This window comes from Weissella sp. ESL1156, from assembly GCF_058505625.1.
The window spans coordinates 881,981-901,965 of sequence record NZ_CP196372.1 but is presented as its reverse complement, the minus strand read 5'-3'; the positions used below and the strand labels follow the sequence as shown (position 1 = coordinate 901,965).

The window sequence follows — 19,985 nt, the reverse complement described above, 5'->3', positions numbered from 1 at the left end:
TTGGGACAGGAGTATTGGTCTCAACCTTTTTGTTATGACCAGTTTATGTGAAATAGGCTATTATTTTTAGTTAGTATAATTTTCTGATACAATGAAAATATGATTGACAGTTCAAAAAGAGATGGAGATTGCAATATGAGTGAGTCAAAACTAAATTTGGTAGCATCAATATTAACAAATAGTTTGGGAACAACAGTTATTGGCCACGTGGGGGCAGAGAATGTTGCAATCACTGTGAAATATGCAAATGATAAATCTGATACAACGACCTCAGATCAAGATGGTAATTTTGTTGTGAAATTATCAATGGAGGATGCTAGCGGAGAGGTCATGATTACTGCTGAGCAACCAAATCAGTCATTGCATGAGACAATGACATTGACGATTGAGCAACCCGCACCAGTGGTTACAGCTGTTATTTCAACACAAGAGGGGCAAAGATTATTAGAAGGACGTGTCAATCAAGAGAATGTATCTGTTTCTGTACATTTTATTGGTGATGAACATGTGATTTCCTTGCCAGTTGATAATAGTTTAGAATTTGAATTAGTTCTACCAGAAGACATCTTACCTAGTCAAATAGAAGTTCATGCAACGAATCAGGAAACGGGCAAAATGGGGCGAACGATCGTTAGTCTAGGAGTAACATCAAAAACGGTTGCTATGCCAGCCTTGACAGATGAGATGATTGCTGAGTATGTACATAATGAAGAAGTAAAACATGAGTTAGCATCGACAAATTCAGAGGATTCGCAACAAATAGTGCAAGAAACGCTACCTGTAGACAGTCTGATAGTGGAGACAACGACTAAGGATACTAATGATAGGCCGGAACCTGCAGTGATTGCATCAGAAACGGTGCAAGAGGATACTGAAGTGACATCATCTCGTATATCGAGGCGTAAACATGGCGGTATTCGAGGCTTTTTCGCCCGTCTTTTTGGACGCAAACAGTAATTGTTACAGAATATTCATTTAATTTTACAAAACGTTAGCATTTATTAATAGAATCGTGACATAGTCATCAAAAACTTAAAAGTTTCTTATGATAGAATATTATGGTTTAAGGAATAGAAAGGTAAATCATAATGCATAAACGACAAGTGACGATGATTATTGGAATTATGGCAATTGCCGCTGTGGTTGCTGTTTTCGCAATTATTTTTAATAGTACACCACATCAAAGTAATAAGCAGGCAACCGCTGCAACTTCTACACAACATGCTAAAAAGACCGAACATCAACCGGTACATAAGAGAAAAAAGCAATCAACGGTTGATAAAGAGGCCATGACGTCTCAGGATAGTCATAAAAAAACTGGATTTGATGTGAAAGCAGTTTTGAAAGATCAACCGGGGGTTCCTAGTATTTATTCTGTTAAGCTAGCAAATAAACAATTAACCATTGTTTTTGCAGATGATGGCACAAATTCACTCGAAAGTTTTATGACGGCTTATGCCAAAGCAACCACCCTCATTTTAAAGCAGGCAGCAGCGCAAACGTCTGATATTGATAGTGTGGCTATTGCACAGCAAGTGAAATTAGAAGACGGTACTGAATACGCAGTTGCAGGTAAGTGGCAGAAAGATCAGTTAACAAATACTGTCAAATTAGCAACAACGGCAACTGCTAAAGATTTGCTTCTTAGTGCTAGCCACTATTCTATTGGTGGCTCGGTATGGGACACATTTTCACAACAACAAAAAAATGACTATCAAAATCATCAACAAGGTGGTCAAGTACAAACAACTGACGATAGTTTTAATCAGTGGGTACAAGCAGGGATTGTGAAAAATAAATAATCTTTGATTTAAGTAGTTTTTGTTGCATCTAACACGTATCATAAAAGGGTCGAAGTCTATGCCAAATATGGCAGACTTTGACCCTTTCAATTATGTTCTGTATTCTGTATGACGGAACGGTTTAATTAAATAGCATGGCATAAATTGAAATGTACATTAATGTTGCACCTGCTAAAACAAAAAGATGCCAGTAAACATGATTTAATGGTAGTTGTGGCATGAGGTAAAGCAAGGCACCCAAAGTGTATGTTATGCCACCAGCTAATAAGAAATTAAATGAAAACGATGTTAAGGCAACGTGTAGAGCGGGAAAGGCCAGAATAATCAACCAGCCCATCAAGACATAAATGATGACTGAAAGCCAAGGCCAACGACCGACAAAAAATAAATCATAAACAAAGCCAAGAATAGTGCATAATAGAATGGTTAGCCAAATTGGCCAACCAATTTTTGGACTAAGGAAGAGCCAGGTGTAAGGCGTGTAACTTCCCAGGATGACTAAATAAATGCCTGAGTGATCTAAAAATTGAAAAATTTTACCCGCTTTAGTAAAAATTAATGCGTGGAATAAGGTTGAAGCGAGTAAAAAACTGATAATAGATGCAGCATAAATTGATAAGGCAACCATTGTAAATGCACCAAAATGATGTTGCACACTCTTAATCATTAATAGTGTTGCACCAACGATGGCTGCCATCACACCAAGACCGTGAGTGACGGCATTGAGTGTCTCATAGGTAATTAGATAGCGGCGATTTTCTTTTGTTAGAGTAGGCATAGGCTTCTCCTTTACCAGTTAATTGGCTATTTATTTGAATGACAATATGTTTATAATTATGATAACTGTTTCATCTAGTTTTGTAAACTAAATGTTATAGTATTAAAATAAGTGGGGTTTCATAATGTTAATGACAATGATTAAAGGGATGATGATTGGATTTGCTTTCGTGGCACCAATCGGCATGCAAAATTTGTATGTATTTAATAATGCACTAACGAATTCATTTAAACGTTCGTTAGTTTATGTTCTTTTTGTTTGGATTGCTGACTCGTTGTTTTCAATGGCGGCCTTTTTTGGTATGGGAGCAATTATTAGTTCAGCAGCATGGCTAAAATTAACTGTCATGTTGATTGGTGGGATGCTAGTCATTTGGATTGGTTGGGATATTTTAAGAAGTGCGAATACAGTACAACTCAACACACATGCTAATCACTTACCTGCACATAAAGCTTTATTGACAGCATTTATTGTTTCATGGGCGAATCCACAAGCTTTAATTGATGGTAGTTTATTATTAGGTGCTTTAAGAGGAACATTGGCTAGTGATGCGGTTTGGCCATTTATCATTGGTGTCATGATGGCAACGTTTATTTGGTTTAATGGCATTACAATTATCATGAATATCCTAAAAGATCGGCTACCTCGAAAAGTGCTTGTCTGTGTAAATGCTATATCTGGAATTATCGTCTTAGGTTATGGTGGTTATTTATTAATTGAGGCAATGATTGCTATCTTTTAAATGATGACACTTCATATTAACGAAAAGCATCGATTGACCTTGATTTTTTGCATATAACCATGTAAAATTGCTTTCATAGCAATACACTAGAGGGTATAGGTTAGGTTACTATTAGCGACAAAGTCATTTTGGTGAAAGATTTTGAGTGACAACTTAGAAAGTAGCTAGTGGGCTTTATCAATGAAATTGTAGTAGTTGATAACGTGGTGACGCGTTAAGTCTTAATGAGATAGAGAATACTCTAATTCAGGTGGTACCGCGATAAAGTCGCCCTGATTATACAATATTGTATGATCAGGGTTTTTTTAATGGGTCAATTATAGAATAAATTTAATAAAAGTAAGGAGTTCAAGTTATGCGAGAAATTGATATGCCGAGCAAGTATAATCCAACAGCGGTTGAAGCGGGTCGTTATGATAAGTGGGTGCAAGAGAAGCGCTTCAAACCTTCAGAAAATAAGAAGGCTCGTCCCTATTCAATTGTTATTCCGCCACCGAACGTGACTGGTAAATTACACTTAGGTCACGCTTGGGATACAACGTTACAAGATATGTTGATTCGTCAAAAGCGAATGCAAGGTTTTGATACGTTATGGTTACCAGGAATGGATCATGCGGGAATTGCTACGCAAGCTAAAGTTGAGCAACGTTTAGCCAAAGAAGGTATTTCGCGTTATGATTTGGGACGTGACAAATTTGTTGAACAAGTATGGGATTGGAAAAATGAATATGCAGCAACTATTAAAGCGCAATGGGGAAAACTAGGGCTATCTTTGGATTTTGACCGTGAACGCTTTACGCTAGATGAAGGGTTATCAGAAGCTGTTCGTAAAGTATTCGTGACTTTGTACAAGAAAGGCTTGATCTATCGGGGCGAGTACATCATCAATTGGGACCCGAAAGCTCGGACAGCCTTGTCGGATATCGAGGTCATTCATCAAGATGATGAAGGTGCCTTTTATCATGTACAGTATCCATTTGTGGATCCTGAAACAACGTATCAAGGAAAGCATTATATTGAAATTGCAACAACTCGTCCTGAAACAATGTTTGGGGATGTGGCAGTTGCTGTACATCCTTCAGATGAACGTTATAAAGATTTGGTTGGTAAAAAGGTCTTAGTGCCACTTGTTAATCGTGAAGTACCAATTATTGCTGACGAATATGTTGACCCTGAGTTTGGTTCAGGGATGGTTAAAATTACACCAGCTCATGATCCAAATGATTTTGGTGTTGGTAATCGTCATAATTTGGAACGAATCAATACGATGAATGAAGACGCTTCAATGAACGAACGTGCTGGTAAGTATGTTGGTATGGATCGTTTTGATGCCCGCAAAGCAATGGTTGCCGATTTAGAAGCTGGTGGTTGGATGTTGTCAGTTGAACCAATCGTGCACGCAGTTGGTCATTCAGAACGTACTGGTGTGCAAGTTGAATCACGGTTGTCAACACAATGGTTTGTTAAGATGAAACCATTGGCTGAACAAGCATTGGCTATGCAAAAATCGGACGATCGTGTTGATTTCTATCCGCCACGTTTTGAAGGTACCTTTACTCGTTGGATGGATGACATTCATGATTGGGTGATTTCTCGTCAATTATGGTGGGGACACCAAATTCCCGCTTGGTACCATAAAGAGACTGGTGAAATGTATGTTGGTATGGAAGCGCCTGCTGATAGTGAGAATTGGGAACAAGATCCTGATGTTTTGGATACATGGTTTTCATCAGCTTTGTGGCCATTTTCAACAATGGGTTGGCCTGATACAGATGCGGCAGACTTTAAGCGCTACTTCCCAACAGATACTTTGGTCACAGGGTATGATATTATCTTCTTCTGGGTCGCACGTATGATGTTCCAATCAAAAGAATTTACTGGTCGACGGCCATTCAAGAATGTGTTGATTCATGGCTTGATTCGTGATGAGCAAGGTCGTAAGATGTCAAAGTCATTAGGCAATGGTATTGACCCGATGGATGTCATTGAGAAGTATGGTGCAGATGCTTTACGTTGGTTCTTGGCAACTGGGTCAACACCCGGTCAAGATGTTCGTTTTTCATATACAAAGATGGATTCAGCATGGAATTTCATTAATAAGATTTGGAATGCTTCACGTTATGTATTGATGAACTTATCAGATGATACAAAGGCAATTTTGCCAACTGACAAATCAAAGTTCTCATTGGCTGATAAATGGATTCTGTCACGTCTCAATACAACGATTGAAATGGTGACAAAGAATTTTGATAAGTTTGAGTTCGGTGAAGCTGGCCGCGCATTGTATAACTTTATTTGGAATGATTTTGCTGACTGGTACATTGAAATGACTAAAGAGACCCTTAATGGGAATGATGAGGTTGCTCAAAAGACAGTGCAAGCAATTCTGGCATATGTATTAGATAATACGCTACGGTTGTTGCATCCAATTATGCCATTTGTTACTGAAGCCATTTGGCAAGAAATGCCTCACGAGGGTGAAACAATTGTTACGGCAAGTTACCCAACTATTGATGATGCATTGCATGATCAACAAGCTGAAACTGATTTTAATAGTTTGATTGACTTAATTAAGGCTGTTCGAACAATTCGAACAGAGGCCAACGCGCCTATGTCAACGACAATCGATGTTTTGATTAAGACGACGGATCAGAACTTGCAACGTATTTTCAAGGATAATGCAGACTACATTAATCGTTTTGTTAAGCCAAAGACTTTGCAAATTGCGGCTGAAATTGATGCTCCTGATCTAGCCATGACGCAAATTATCTCTGGTGCCGAAATTTTTGTTCCATTAGCTGAGTTAATTGATTTGGATGAAGAAATAGCTCGTCTGCAAGAAGAGGTGAAGAAGTTTACAGGTGAAGTAACACGTGCCAATAGTAAATTAGGTAACGAAAAGTTTGTCAATAATGCGCCTGAAAAAGTTGTCGCAGCTGAACGCGAAAAGTTAGTTGATTGGGAAAATAAGTTGCAAGCAACGAATGATCGCTTAGCACAATTAAAAGAGGCAAACAAGTAAAACAGCTACTTGCAGTAATAGTAAGGTAAGTGTATAATTTAACATATTGTGAATAACGAATTTAAGCGGTTCGTCGTTACAATGCAGTAAATTACACATGCAGAAGCGCCATCTACAATGTAGACGGCGCTTTTGTTTATCATTGTAAAAATCGAGGTTAAAATGGCAAAAATAGAAACGGTTGCTGATGCAATTTCATATATTCATGGCCGTCATAAATGGTCCAAGACGCCTACTTTTAATCGATTAAACAAAGTTTTAACGCGATTAGGACATCCGGAACGACAATCACAATACGTTCATATTACCGGTACAAATGGTAAGGGATCAACTAGTAAGATGGTTGCACAATTATTACGAGCCAGTGGCTTAAGGGTTGGATTATTTACATCACCATATATTTTGTCATTTAATGAGCGTATTCAAGATGATCAGGGTAATATTGATGATAATGATTTATTGGATTTGGTGCAGCGCTTGGCACCAGTCATTGATCAAATGGATGATGAATTAACAACTGGGTTAACTGAGTTTGAAACACTGACAGTTATGATGTTTATGTATTTTTCAGAACACCCAGTTGATGTGGTTGTGTTGGAAGTCGGTGTCGGCGGCACGTGGGATTCAACGACGGTCATTCCAGATAAAATTGTTTCTGTGATTACCACCGTTGGCTTGGATCACATGCAGGTATTAGGTGACACAATAACAAAAATTGCAACACAAAAAGCCGGCATTATTCAAAAACAGCGTCCTGTTGTTGTGGGACGATTAACACCAGCAGCTAATCAAGTGATTGATACAGTGGCAACTGCTATGGGTGCATCCGTGTATCGTTTGGGACAACAATTTCAAGTGACCGCATTACCAGATGAAAATCTATGGGGTGAAACATTCGATGTATCGGGGACAATTAATTATCAGCAAGTATTTGTTGACTTGATTGGTCATTATCAAATTGATAATGCAGCCGTTGCGTTACAAACAGCTCAGTTGGTTACCAACTTTTTTAAACGCCAATTGACACCGAAAATGGTGACACAAGCGCTAAAAACAGTTTGGTGGCCGGTTCGGTTTGAAAAAATTGCAACAGACCCGATAATTATATTAGATGGTTCACACAATGAACCAGGAATAAAGGCGCTAATCGAAATTTTAACAACGCGATTTAAAAAAAAGACGATTCACATTTTATTTGGTGTCTTACAGGATAAAAATTATCCTCAAATGTTACAATTACTTGCTGACCTACCAAATGTTGATTTGCATGTGGTTGGATTTCAAGGACCGAATAATCGTCAACCACTTGAGCCATCATTAGCAGCACATCAAGTTCGTACACAGCACGTAACTGTCCATCGGACGTGGCAAGTGGGTCTTGATATTGTTAAAAAGGAAAGCAGTACGAACGATATCATTTTATTGACTGGTTCACTGTATTTTGTATCTGAGGTACGACAAGCGCTTGCTGATCAAGAATAACCTAGCGTCAAATGGGTTGATTTGATACAGTAGATGGAGAATGAGATTAGGTAAGATAACACATCATGCCTAAGATGGAGTGATAAATATGATTATTTTACAAGCAAGTAATGTGGCGCGACGTTTTAATGGTGTCACATTCTTTAAAAATATTTCGATGCAAGTACAGAATAAAGCCCGAGTTGGTTTAGTTGGGCGCAACGGCGCTGGAAAATCAACATTATTAAAAATGTTGATTGGTGAAACAACACCTGATGAAGGTGAAATTTCAATGAAAAAAGGCATTCGATTAGCCTATTTGGCTCAAAATTCAGGATTAGATTCGAAATTATCTGTCTATAATGAAATGTTGACAGCCTTTGCCGATGTGATTGCTTTGGAAGAACGGATGCGTCAAATGGAAGCGGAAATTGCTGCAACGACGGACTATGAAAGTGATGACTATACAGAGTTGTTGACAGCTTATGATCAAACGCAACACGATTTTGATGAGAAGAATGGTTATGGATATGATGCAACGATTCGCTCAGTATTACACGGTTTTGGCTTTGATGAGTCATTTTATGATCAAAAAATTGCAGCCCTCTCTGGGGGCCAGCGAACGCGACTAGCCATTGCAAAGCAACTATTGGAGACACCAGATCTGTTAATTTTAGACGAACCAACGAATCATTTAGATATGCAAACGTTGGCTTGGTTAGAACAATATTTAAAGAATTATCAAGGTGCATTGCTAATCGTGTCACATGATCGATATTTCTTGGACCGTGTTGTGACTGAAATCTACGATATGCACTCTGGTCAACTAGACCACTATAAGGGTAATTATAGTGATTTTATGCAACAAAAAGCGGCTAAGGTTTTGCAAGAACAAAAGGCATATGATAAGCAACAAGCTGAAATTGCAAAATTGGAAGATTTTGTTAAGCGAAATATTGTGCGGGCATCAACAACAAAACGGGCGCAATCAAGGCGCAAACAATTAGCAAGAATGAAGCGCATCGAAGCACCCAAGAATGAGTCTGGTGTTGCTCATATTCAGTTTGTTGCTGATGAAGATTCTGGTAATGAAGTGTTACGTGTAACAGATGTGAAGTTGGGATATGATATGACGCATGTCTTAGCCGAAAATGTTAATGTTGCTGTTGATAAGCAACATGCAGTTGCTTTAGTTGGCCCTAATGGTATTGGTAAATCAACCTTTATTAAAACGATTCTGGGTAAACTTCCCTTGTTAGCGGGGCGAATTAAATTAGGGGCTAATGTTTCAGTTGGTTATTATGATCAAGAACAACAAACATTAGACAATAAAAAATCTGTGATTGATACCATTTGGGATGAACATCCTAAGATGCCCGAAAAGGATGTTCGGTCGATTTTAGGTTCATTCATGTTTTCTGGGGAGGCAGTAGAAAAATTAGTATCAGCATTATCAGGTGGTGAACGGGCACGACTATTATTGACTAAATTGGCTTTGGAACATGCAAACTTTTTAATTCTTGATGAACCAACTAATCATTTGGATATTGATTCTCGTGAAGTTTTAGAAACGGCTTTAAATGAATATAATGGGACAATTTTCTTTGTGTCGCATGATCGTTATTTTATTAATGAAGTTGCAACTGAAGTGATTGAACTTTCGCCAAATGGTACACGCTTTTTTGATGGCGATTATGATTACTATCTTGAAAAGACAGCTGCTGAGAAAGATAAGCAATTGGCAAAGGAGACAAATAGCACAACAGCTGAAACGACTGTTGTCTCCGAAAAAACCCAGACGTTATCACGAACTGCGTTAAAAGAACAACAACGCGAACAGCGACGATTGGAACGTGCAGTTACTGGTATTGAGGAGCAAATGACCGCATTAACGGATCAACGTGATGATTTAAATGTTGCGTTGAATGATCCAACGAATAGCTCTGATTTAGAGAAATTAACGGATCTTTCTAATAAAATTGCAACGCTTGATAAACAATTAGCAGATATTGAGGATCAATGGACTGAAGCAAGTCTTGCTTTGGAAACATTTCTTGCTGACGATCATTAATAGCAGATTGTGTCATTGATATATTTTGATAAAGGACCGTCAATCTATTTGTGAAGTGCCCCATAATCGTTAGATTTTTATGTCTAACAATTATGGGGCACTTCATTGTTGGATTGGCGGTTTTTGTTTGTTATGACAACGAAATGAGCTATGAGTTTTTCTAAATAAAATCTGTTTTTTTGATATTTTGTCAAACAAAAGTTTGCAAAAAGTGATGAATGTGTTATTATTGATAGTGTTAATTAGCACTTGTATATAAAGAGTGCTAACAAATAGAAAATTTTAACCTGTGGAGGTCAGATAACATGTTGAAACCATTAGGAGATCGTGTTGTATTGCAAGTATCAGAAGCACCTGAGCAATCAGTTGGGGGTATTTTATTAGCTTCTAATGCACAAGAAAAGTCAGTTACAGGAAAAGTTGTTGCCGTTTCGACACAAGCGGTAGGTGACTTGTCAGCACCGGCTGCAGTCAAAGAAGGCGATAATGTCATATTTGATAAGTTTGCTGGTACTGAAATTAGTGTTGATGGGGTTGATTATTTGGTTGTCCACGAAAAAGACATTGTGGCAGTGTTGTAATTTAAATAATTAATGAAAATAGAGGGTCGTAAATATGGCAAAAGATATTGAATTTTCAGAAGATGCACGTGCAAAAATGCAAGCAGGTGTTGATAAGTTAGCTGATACAGTAAAGACAACCATTGGTCCTAAAGGACGTAATGTTGTGATTGAACAAAGTTATGGTGCACCAACAATTACGAATGATGGTGTAACAATTGCAAAGGCAGTTGAGTTAGAAGATCATTTCGAAGACATGGGTGCAAAATTAGTTGCCGAAGTTGCTTCAAAGACAAATGATATTGCTGGTGATGGTACAACGACTGCGACAGTTTTGGCACAAGCCATCATTAATGAAGGTATGAAGAATGTTACAGCTGGTGCTAACCCAGTTGGTGTTCGTCGGGGAATTGAATTAGCAACTGACGCAGCTGTTAAATCATTGCATGATATGTCAAAGACAGTATCAACAAAAGAAGAGATCACACAAATTGCATCTATCTCTGCTGCTAACCCAGAAGTTGGTAAGTTGATTGCTGAAGCAATGGAAAAGGTTGGCAATGATGGTGTCATTACCATTGAAGAGTCAAAGGGTATTGAGACAACTTTGGATGTTGTTGAAGGAATGCAATTTGATCGTGGTTACATGTCACAATACATGGTTACTGACAATGATAAGATGGAAGCATCATTAGATAATCCATATATCTTGATTACAGATAAGAAAATTGGTAATATCCAAGAAATCTTACCATTGCTACAAAGTGTTGTTGAGCAAGGTCGTGCTTTGTTGATCATTGCTGATGATATTACCGGTGAGGCATTGCCAACACTTGTTTTGAACAAGATGCGTGGTACATTTAACGTTGTTGCTGTGAAGGCACCTGGTTTTGGTGATCGTCGTAAGGCACAACTTGAAGACATTGCTATCCTAACAGGTGGTACAGTTATTACTGACGATTTAGGCTTGAACTTGAAGGATACAACGATCAACCAACTTGGACAAGCTGCTAAGGTTACGGTGACAAAGGACAATACAACAATTGTTGAAGGCAATGGTGATTCTGCAGCAATTCACGAACGTGTTGAAATCATTAAGGGTCAAATTGCAGAGACAACCTCTGATTTCGATCGTGAGAAGTTGCAAGAGCGTCTTGCTAAGTTAGCTGGTGGTGTCGCTGTTGTTAAAGTTGGTGCAGCTACCGAAACTGAATTAAAAGAGCGTAAGTACCGAATCGAAGATGCTTTGAATGCTACTCGCGCTGCAGTTGAGGAAGGCTTCGTTTCTGGTGGTGGTACTGCATTAGTTAATGCCATCCCAGCTGTTGATGCGTTATCAGAAGAAGGTGACGTACAAACAGGAATTAATATTGTTAAGCGTGCCTTAGAAGAACCAGTTCGCCAAATCGCAGAAAATGCTGGTGTTGAAGGTTCAGTGATCGTTAACCAATTGAAGAATGAAGAGGTTGGTATTGGTTACAACGCTGCAACTGGTGAGTGGGCTGATATGATCAAGGCTGGTATTGTTGATCCAACCAAGGTAACACGTTCTGCTTTGCAAAATGCCGCTTCTGTTTCAGCTTTGTTGTTAACAACTGAAGCAGTTATTGCTGAACAACCTAAGGATGATACTGCTGCTCAAATGCCTGCACAAGGTGGTATGCCCGGCATGATGTAAAATCATAAATGCTTGGTTTACTATCAAAACGGATTTCGGCATATCGTCATGATATTGCTACTTATTTTGATAAAAAAGGTCTTAAATTTGCCGAATGCTGGTGGGTTTAAGACCTTTTCTTTTGTGTCGTAAATATTTCAGTTATTGTTACAAAAAAGAAAACATAAAAATAAACAAAAGGATAGACAATCGATAAGCTAAGCACTACAATAAACCCTTGTAGAAATGGCACCTACCAATAGGTTAATTTCTACATCATATTTATCAAAATTAAATTTATTGAGGAGCTGGAACATGTGGCCTTTATTGAAGCGGTTTTTAATTGGTAAACCGTTAAAAACTCTGGATGAAGATGCACGTCAACTTAGCCGAACGAAAGCATTGGCGCTCTTATCATCTGACGCTTTGTCATCTGTTGCATATGGAACAGAACAAATTATTACGGTTTTGGTAGCTGTTGGTGGTGTTGCCACGTTATGGTTGCAATTACCAGTCGTTGCGTTAGTGCTGATTCTGTTAGCAGCAATTACTTTGTCGTATCGGCAAATTATTCATGCGTATCCAGCTGGCGGTGGTGCTTATTTGGTGACGTCAACTAATTGGGGCCGTAATGCTGGCTTGGTGGCCGGTGGCTCATTATTAGTTGATTATATGCTGACGGTGGCTGTTTCAGTGGCATCAGGAACTGAAGCAATCGTGTCGGCGATACCATCATTACATCATTATAATGTTGCTATTGGTGTGATTATTATTTTAATTCTAACGGGTATTAATTTACGTGGATTACGAGAATCAGCTGGTGCTTTAATGGTACCAGTCTACTTATTTATTGCGATGATGGTTGTGATGATCGTCTGGGGCTTTTATAACATTCTAACTGGGCGAGTAAATTACGAACCAACGACGACAGGACATATTGCAACAGGTAGTGTTTCGATCTTATTGTTTTTGAAGGCATTTTCGAGTGGTTCATCATCACTAACGGGTGTGGAAGCCATTTCAAATGCAGTGCCAAATTTTAAAGAACCAAAGCCTAAAAATGCGGCTATCACTTTGGTTATTATGGCTGTCATATTGGCCTTTTTCTTGGTTGGTGTGACTGGTTTGTCATTTATTTATGGTATTCAGCCAAACGCCCATGTCACTGTTTTAGCGCAGATTGGACAACGTATTTTCGGGCATGGTATCCTATTTTATCTTTTACAAATTTCAACCGCATTAATTTTGGCAGTTGCTGCTAATACCGGTTTTTCAGCTTTTCCACAATTGGCTTATAATTTGGCAAAAGATAAATTTATGCCTCATAGCTACATGGATAAAGGTGACCGCTTAGGCTACTCTAATGGTATTATGTCATTAGCTTTAGGCGCGATTGTGCTGTTGGTCATTTTCAATGGTTCAACAGAGGCCTTGATTCCGTTATATGCCGTTGGTGTGTTTGTGCCATTTACCTTATCGCAATCAGGCATGATTATTCACTGGTGGCGTGAACGTGATGGCCATTGGCTTTCTAAAGCATTTATCAATTTTATTGGTGCATTAATTTCAGCAGTATTGGTGATTACGTTGTTTGCCTTACATTTTGAATCAGTTTGGCCTTATTTGATTATTATGCCAATTTTGATACGTATGTTCTGGGGGATTAATCGGCATTATCGGTTAGTCGCTAAGCAGTTGCGAATTTTATCGCAAGAACCAATTAGACGTAGTCATTATGATGGGGCAACAATCATTGTTTTAGTATCAAATTTGACACGTGCTACTGCTGAGGCGGTTGATTATGCGAAATCAATTGGTGATAAAGTATTAGCAATGCACGTTTCGTTTGATTCTAATCCACAAAAAGAACATCGTTTAGGTGTTGAATTTAAGCGAGAATTCCCAGAAGTACGTTATGTTGACATTCATTCGTCATATCGCTCAATTACTAAACCAGCCATGCGGTTTGTTGATGAAATTGCGAAGGGGACAAAAGAACGAAATCATTCGTTAACGATTTTAATTCCACAATTTGTGCCACGCCATAGTTGGCAAAATGCCTTGCATAATCAAAATAGTATGAAATTGCGTACAGCATTAGCTTCACGTGATGTGACTGTTTCAACATACTATTTCCACTTAAAAGAATAGTTATCATAACATACTGGTTTATCCCTCTCAGGTTGAGAAATTGTATAGACCCGTATGTTTTTTATTTTAGAAGGTTGTGGTAATCTAAATGAGACGAAAAACAAAGAAGGGATGAAAGAATGGACTATACGATTGATGATGTTCGTGAGGAATTAAAGATGTTACGCTCACGCTTGCACGCGGGAACGTTGTTTGATTCATTAGGTAGCGAGGTTGGCCGTTTAATTGATCAATTTGATTATGATGAAGCGACGCCAGTTGTCCAACTGTCGGACAATGATGCCGGGATGATTAAACAACATATCTTAGATTGGCAACAAACACTTTATGCTGGTCAACCCGTCGCAATTACTAACGAAGATATTTTAGAATTAATGAGTAGTCTACGACAAACAGATCCAACCTTACGTGATAAAGGTGCATTCTTCTTTATTAGTGATGGTCTGCAAAATAATGTTTTTAAACCAAATCAATTATTATTGATGGTGCGCTATTTATTGCAGGATAATGTGTTATTTAGTCATATTACCGAAAAAGAAAATGATGGTGTTTTTTACCGTTCATTTGCTATTTTTATTTTATCAATGTTACATTACGCTAATCGCAAAGGAAATGTACACTTCATTAGTGAAGAAATTGAGGAAACATATTTGCTTAATTTTGCAACTTACATTGCTCTAGAAAGTGACACGCGAGGATTTGTTGGTGAAAAAGGTTGGGCACATGCCTTTATGCATATTGGCAATTTACTGGATGAATTAGCTCATGACTCAAAGATGGTGCGAGCGGATAAAATATTGCTATTAACAATTCTTGTTGAAAGGCTCAAACGCTTAGATACACCTCTGATTATGGGTGAAAATCGGCGCTTGATCGGTTTTATTACGGAATTAGTCAATACTGATGAATTATATTCACGATACTTTTTGAAGCAATTGAAGCAATGGCGTCAAGAAATGACCAGACAAATGCAGCCAGATTCAGAAGGTGACTGGCATCGATTATATAATCAACAGAGATTCTTACAAGGACTAGTTATGCGCGATGCGCTACCACAAGAAATCATTGATTATTTAAATGAATCACGCAACTTTTTAGCATAATTGTCCCGAAAACAGGAATTCTATGTTATACTTAGGTTTCTACACAAATCAGTTTGACAGACAAGGGAGAACAACCATTATGTCAGAAAAATTAAATATTGCAATGTTGTTTGGTGGTAATTCATCAGAGCACGATGTCTCAAAGCGGTCAGCGCATAATATTTATGATGCGATGGACAAAGAGAAGTATAATGTAACGGTCTTTTTAATTTCAAAAGATGGCATTATAATTAATGTGGAAGATTCATGGCGCGTTTTTGAGGGGGAAGATGAAGACACTGTTGTTACAGCAGCTAAGAAAAAGATGGATTTGACTAATCCACTAGCACCAATTGCTGTATTGGGGGAAATGCGTGATATTGATTTCTTCTATCCCGTTGTGCATGGTAACTTAGGTGAAGATGGCACATTACAAGCATTGTTCCGCCTATTACAAAAGCCATACCTTGGGCCTGGTATTGCTGCGTCGGCAATGTCTTTTGATAAAGATTTAACGAAACGTATCTTAAATCAAGCCGGCGTTCGTAACACAGACTATGTCCTCTTGAACGATCAAAATTATCAAGATTTTACTTATGAAGAATTAGTTGAAAAATTAAATTCGAAAGTTTTGTTTGTGAAAGCGGCTAGCCAAGGGTCGTCAGTTGGTGTCTCACGTGTCACTAATGCTACTGAATATACCGCAGCTTTGCAAGATTCGTTTCAATATGATTATAAGATATTGGTTGAAGCCGCTCTGGATAAGCCACGTGAAGTCTTCATTTCAATTTTAGGTAATGAACAACCACGTGCGTCACACTTAGGTGGTATTGTTCTGCCTGACGAAGACGGTTGGTACGATTACAATAATAAATTTGTGGATGCCTCAGGAATGGTCTTTGAACTACCGGTGAAACTAGAGCCAGCTTTGACTGACGAAATCACTGAAATGGCTTTGAAAGCTTATAAGGCATTGGGCTTAGTTGGTTTAACACGGATGGACTTTATGATTGATAGTGATGGTGTACCTTATTTGGGTGAACCAAACACATTGCCAGGATTTACAAACATTTCTTTGTATCCGCAAATGTGGGAAGTTTCAGGGATTAGTTATACTAATTTGATTGATGAATTGATTCAATATGGTATTGCAGAATTTGAGCGTCAAAATAAATTGTCATATGATTTTGTTTCCCTTGGTGAAGAACGTATGGGTGAGAAACAATATAATGCTGAAGTAACAAAATAAATGATGAACTAAGATGGTTGTTTTCTGATAATTTCAGAAACAATCGTCTTTTTTATTAATATTGAGATTGTGTTAAATAAATGAAAGCAATTTGCAATGTGCAGAGTCGTGTCGGGTTCTTTATAAAATCTCTAATTTAGCGTATACTCTAAAATAAGATTAATAGTGGAAAAGGACGAAAAATGACGAACTCATTTACCCCAACATGGATGATTGATGCAATTTATTGTGTCACGCCAAAACAATTACAAGAACAAAATATTAAAGCTGTTTTAACAGATTTGGATAATACTTTAGTTGCTTGGAATAATCCGGATGGTACCCAAGCACTACATGACTGGTTGTTAGCGATGCAACAGGCAGAGATTCCAGTCATGATTGTTTCAAATAACTCAGCAAGTCGAATTGCCCGTGTTGCTGATCCATTGAAGTTAAACTTTGTTTCGCGTGCATTAAAACCACTGACACGTGGTTTAAAAGAAGCAACAACAATTTTACAATTAGAAACCAGTGAAGTTGTTATGGTTGGCGATCAATTATTAACAGACATTTGGTCAGCAAATAACGCTGGTATGCGTAGTATTCTTGTTAAACCACTGATTGAGACAGATCAATGGAATACAAAAATTAACCGCTTTTTTGAAAAAGGGGTTAAAAAGAATATGTTGAAACGACATCCACAATTACAATGGAGGAAAGAACTTGATTAGTGAAGAAACAGTACGTCAATATATTGATGAAGGCTTGCGTTGTATTGGCTGTGGGGCACTTATTCAAACTGACCACAAAAATGACATTGGTTATACGCCAATGTCAGCTTTGTTAAAAAGTTTTGAAAATGATGAAGTTTTTTGTCAACGTTGCTTTCGATTACGTCATTATAATGAAATTCAACCGGTTAATTTGACGGATGATGATTTTAGACGTTTATTGGAACAAATTGCTGATACTAATGCATTGGTTGTTTATGTGATGGATATATTTGATTTTTCTGGTTCACTCATTCCAGGTTTACATCGTTTTGTTGGTAATAATGATATTTTACTCGTTGGTAATAAGGTTGATGTGTTACCACACTCATTAAAACGGACAAAAATCAAGGATTGGATGCGGCAACAAGCAAATATTGCAGGATTACGACCAATTGATATTGCATTAACATCTGGTAAGAATGGGGATGCCATTCAGACGTTATTAGACTTAATTGCGAAATATCGTCATGGTCGTTCAGTCTACGTTGTTGGTGTGACAAATGTTGGTAAGTCCACGCTGATCAACCAGATTATTAAAGAAGTGACTGGCGATCAAACAAATGTTATTACGACATCACGTTTTCCAGGAACAACATTAGATCGTATTGAAATTCCCCTAGACGATGACAGCGATATTATCGATACGCCGGGCATTATTCATCAAGACCAAATGGCACACTATTTAAGTGTCAAAGATTTAAAGTATGTTTCACCACAAAAAGAGATTAAACCAAAGACGTTCCAGCTAAATGCTGGTCAAACGTTGTTTATGGGTGCACTTGCTCGTTTTGATTATATCCAAGGTGACCGAACAGGCATCACGGCGTATTTTGAAAATAATTTATTGATTCATCGAACAAAATTAGACAATGCGGTTGCTTTTTATGATAAACACGCTGGTGAATTACTCGCACCACCAACGGCGAAAAATATAGAAAAATTACCACCATTACAACGCCATGAATTTAAAACAACAGAAAAAACCGATATTGTCATTGATGGTTTAGGTTGGTTAACAGTGCCAGCAAATACAGTGGTGGCAGGTTGGGCACCAAAAGGGGTGTCAGTCTTAATAAGAAGGGCAATGATTTAAAAAATGATATCACTACGTGGAAAACAAAAAAGATATTTACGAGCAGCGGCACATGATATGCGTCCGCTATTTAGTGTTGGTAAACAGGGTTTAACTGAAAATTGGTTGAACCAATTAGTAGACGCTATTAACAAGCGTGAATTATTTAAGGTTAATATCTTACCTAATTCAGATGTTGATACAACTGAGTTAAAAACTTTTATTGAGAGTCGTTCGAATATTCAGGTCGTACAAACCATCGGTCATACGTTGGTTTTGTTTGGCGAATCACAAGAAAAAGAGAATCGTCACTATTCAGTAGCAGTACAAAAGATTTAATATAGGCAATTGGAGATGGCTAATGGTAACAACATTGAAGCAATTTGTTACGCAGATTCAAGTAGAACCAGAAACTGCGGATAAAAAGAAGAAAATCGGTATTATCGGCGGTACGTTTAATCCACCGCATGTTGGCCATCTCATTATCGCTGAACAAGTAGCAGATAAGTTGGGGTTAGATAAAGTATATTTTATGCCAAATGCGAAACCACCACATGTTGATACAAAAGAAGCAATTGATCCAATCGATCGTGCACGCATGGTGCAAGCAGCAATTGCGGGTAATAGTCGCTTTGATATTGAATTATTAGAAGTGCAACGTGGTGGTAAAAGCTATACGTATAATACGATGTTACAATTGACCATTGAACATCCAAACTATGATTATTATTTTATAATTGGTGGAGATGAAGTGGCTTATTTAAATACATGGTATCGCATTAATGATTTATTAAGATTAGTCAAATTTGTAGGAGTCAATCGGCCTGGACAAGCAAAGCAATCAGCCTATCCAGTTTTATGGATCGATGTGCCAGATTTGATGATCAGTTCGACTGATATTCGGTATCGTATAAAGCATCATCAAACTGTTCGCTATTTAGTACCAGATTTAGTGGCTGCTTATATTGTAGAAAATGGGTTATATTTAAATGACAGATAAAATAATTTATAAAAAGCAAATTTTTAATGGTTCCCGTGAAGAATTAATTAGTGAGATAGAAAATGCATTATCATCAAAACGTTTTCAACATGTGTTGCGGGTTGAAACAATGGCTTTAAAGTTAGCTGAGCGATGGCAAGTAGATGCTGAATTAGCTTCAATTGCTGCATTAACACATGATTATGCAAAAGAACGGTCAGATGACGATTTTTTAGCAAAAATCGCTGAAAAACAATTAGATCCTGATCTTGTTAATTGGGGTAATTATATCTGGCACGGGGTAGTCGGTGCTGAAATGGTCAAAGATGAATTAGGGATTGCCCATGAAGATATTCTAAATGCTATTCGACAACATACCGTTGGTGCACCCGCTATGACCAAATTAAGTCAAATTATCTATATGGCTGATTATGTCGAAGAAAATCGTGATTTTCCTGGGGTGCAAGAAGTGCGTGCATTAGCATTTGAGGATTTGGCAGCCAGTGTTGGCTGGCAGACGGCGCATACGTTGACGTATCTATTAGATAAGCAAGTGCGTGTCTATCCAGGTACTTTACTAACATATAATATTTGGAGTGTTAAATAA

Annotated in this window: 17 protein-coding genes and 1 other annotated feature; of the genes, 16 read left to right on the top strand and 1 reads right to left on the bottom strand. The window is 37.9% G+C overall.

Annotated features, from left to right (window positions below):
• Positions 1-135 precede the first annotated feature (135 nt).
• Together ACSKY2_RS04540 and ACSKY2_RS04535 are read left to right on the top strand one after the other, a co-directional pair.
• Positions 136-957: a hypothetical protein gene (locus tag ACSKY2_RS04540; RefSeq protein ID WP_489876928.1), complete on the top strand. Its 822-nt coding sequence runs from the start codon at positions 136-138 to the stop codon at positions 955-957.
• Between the two features lie 131 nt (positions 958-1,088).
• Positions 1,089-1,802: a hypothetical protein gene (locus ACSKY2_RS04535; RefSeq protein WP_489876927.1), complete on the top strand. Its 714-nt coding sequence runs from the start codon at positions 1,089-1,091 to the stop codon at positions 1,800-1,802.
• A 121-nt stretch (positions 1,803-1,923) separates the two neighbouring features.
• Here the strand turns inward: ACSKY2_RS04535 and trhA are convergent, their stop codons facing one another.
• Positions 1,924-2,580 (bottom strand): PAQR family membrane homeostasis protein TrhA, encoded by a 657-nt coding sequence (gene trhA, locus ACSKY2_RS04530; protein WP_489876926.1) that lies wholly within the window; start codon positions 2,578-2,580, stop codon positions 1,924-1,926.
• A 124-nt stretch (positions 2,581-2,704) separates the two neighbouring features.
• On the opposite strand from trhA, the gene ACSKY2_RS04525 reads away from it, so the two are divergent.
• The 14 genes from ACSKY2_RS04525 (at position 2,705) to yqeK (ending at position 19,985) form a co-directional block, all read left to right on the top strand.
• On the top strand, positions 2,705-3,322 hold the full coding sequence (locus ACSKY2_RS04525) for a LysE/ArgO family amino acid transporter (protein WP_489876925.1): 618 nt from the start codon (positions 2,705-2,707) through the stop codon (positions 3,320-3,322).
• Positions 3,323-3,394: 72 nt separating this feature from the next.
• Positions 3,395-3,600 (top strand) — a binding site (T-box leader).
• A gap of 77 nt (positions 3,601-3,677) precedes the next feature.
• Positions 3,678-6,344, top strand: coding sequence for a valine--tRNA ligase (locus tag ACSKY2_RS04520; RefSeq protein ID WP_489876924.1), 2,667 nt, complete (start codon positions 3,678-3,680; stop codon positions 6,342-6,344).
• Between the two features lie 162 nt (positions 6,345-6,506).
• Positions 6,507-7,826, top strand: a complete 1,320-nt coding sequence (locus ACSKY2_RS04515; RefSeq protein WP_489876923.1) for a bifunctional folylpolyglutamate synthase/dihydrofolate synthase — start codon at positions 6,507-6,509, stop codon at positions 7,824-7,826.
• An 88-nt stretch (positions 7,827-7,914) separates the two neighbouring features.
• Positions 7,915-9,876 (top strand): ABC-F family ATP-binding cassette domain-containing protein, encoded by a 1,962-nt coding sequence (locus ACSKY2_RS04510; RefSeq protein ID WP_489876922.1) that lies wholly within the window; start codon positions 7,915-7,917, stop codon positions 9,874-9,876.
• A gap of 305 nt (positions 9,877-10,181) precedes the next feature.
• Positions 10,182-10,457 carry a co-chaperone GroES gene (locus tag ACSKY2_RS04505; protein WP_489840923.1) on the top strand — a complete coding sequence of 92 codons (276 nt, stop codon included), beginning with the start codon at positions 10,182-10,184 and terminating at the stop codon, positions 10,455-10,457.
• A gap of 34 nt (positions 10,458-10,491) precedes the next feature.
• Positions 10,492-12,114 carry a chaperonin GroEL gene (gene groL / locus ACSKY2_RS04500; RefSeq protein WP_489876921.1) on the top strand — a complete coding sequence of 541 codons (1,623 nt, stop codon included), beginning with the start codon at positions 10,492-10,494 and terminating at the stop codon, positions 12,112-12,114.
• A 294-nt stretch (positions 12,115-12,408) separates the two neighbouring features.
• On the top strand, positions 12,409-14,244 hold the full coding sequence (locus ACSKY2_RS04495; protein ID WP_489876920.1) for an APC family permease: 1,836 nt from the start codon (positions 12,409-12,411) through the stop codon (positions 14,242-14,244).
• Positions 14,245-14,363: 119 nt separating this feature from the next.
• Positions 14,364-15,347: a DUF2785 domain-containing protein gene (locus ACSKY2_RS04490; RefSeq protein WP_489876919.1), complete on the top strand. Its 984-nt coding sequence runs from the start codon at positions 14,364-14,366 to the stop codon at positions 15,345-15,347.
• A gap of 79 nt (positions 15,348-15,426) precedes the next feature.
• On the top strand, positions 15,427-16,575 hold the full coding sequence (locus tag ACSKY2_RS04485; protein ID WP_489876918.1) for a D-alanine--D-alanine ligase family protein: 1,149 nt from the start codon (positions 15,427-15,429) through the stop codon (positions 16,573-16,575).
• A 182-nt stretch (positions 16,576-16,757) separates the two neighbouring features.
• Positions 16,758-17,285 carry a YqeG family HAD IIIA-type phosphatase gene (locus ACSKY2_RS04480; RefSeq protein ID WP_489876917.1) on the top strand — a complete coding sequence of 176 codons (528 nt, stop codon included), beginning with the start codon at positions 16,758-16,760 and terminating at the stop codon, positions 17,283-17,285.
• The gene (gene yqeH, locus ACSKY2_RS04475; RefSeq protein WP_489876916.1) at positions 17,278-18,420 is read left to right on the top strand and encodes a ribosome biogenesis GTPase YqeH; all 1,143 of its coding nucleotides are present in this window, start codon (positions 17,278-17,280) and stop codon (positions 18,418-18,420) included. The genes ACSKY2_RS04480 and yqeH overlap by 8 nt, the downstream gene beginning before the upstream one ends.
• A 3-nt stretch (positions 18,421-18,423) precedes the next feature.
• Positions 18,424-18,738 carry a ribosome assembly RNA-binding protein YhbY gene (gene yhbY / locus ACSKY2_RS04470; protein WP_489840930.1) on the top strand — a complete coding sequence of 105 codons (315 nt, stop codon included), beginning with the start codon at positions 18,424-18,426 and terminating at the stop codon, positions 18,736-18,738.
• 22 nt (positions 18,739-18,760) lie between these two features.
• Positions 18,761-19,399 carry a nicotinate-nucleotide adenylyltransferase gene (locus tag ACSKY2_RS04465; RefSeq protein WP_489840931.1) on the top strand — a complete coding sequence of 213 codons (639 nt, stop codon included), beginning with the start codon at positions 18,761-18,763 and terminating at the stop codon, positions 19,397-19,399.
• The gene (gene yqeK / locus ACSKY2_RS04460) at positions 19,389-19,985 is read left to right on the top strand and encodes a bis(5'-nucleosyl)-tetraphosphatase (symmetrical) YqeK (RefSeq protein ID WP_489876915.1); all 597 of its coding nucleotides are present in this window, start codon (positions 19,389-19,391) and stop codon (positions 19,983-19,985) included. Before ACSKY2_RS04465 ends, yqeK begins: the two co-directional genes overlap by 11 nt.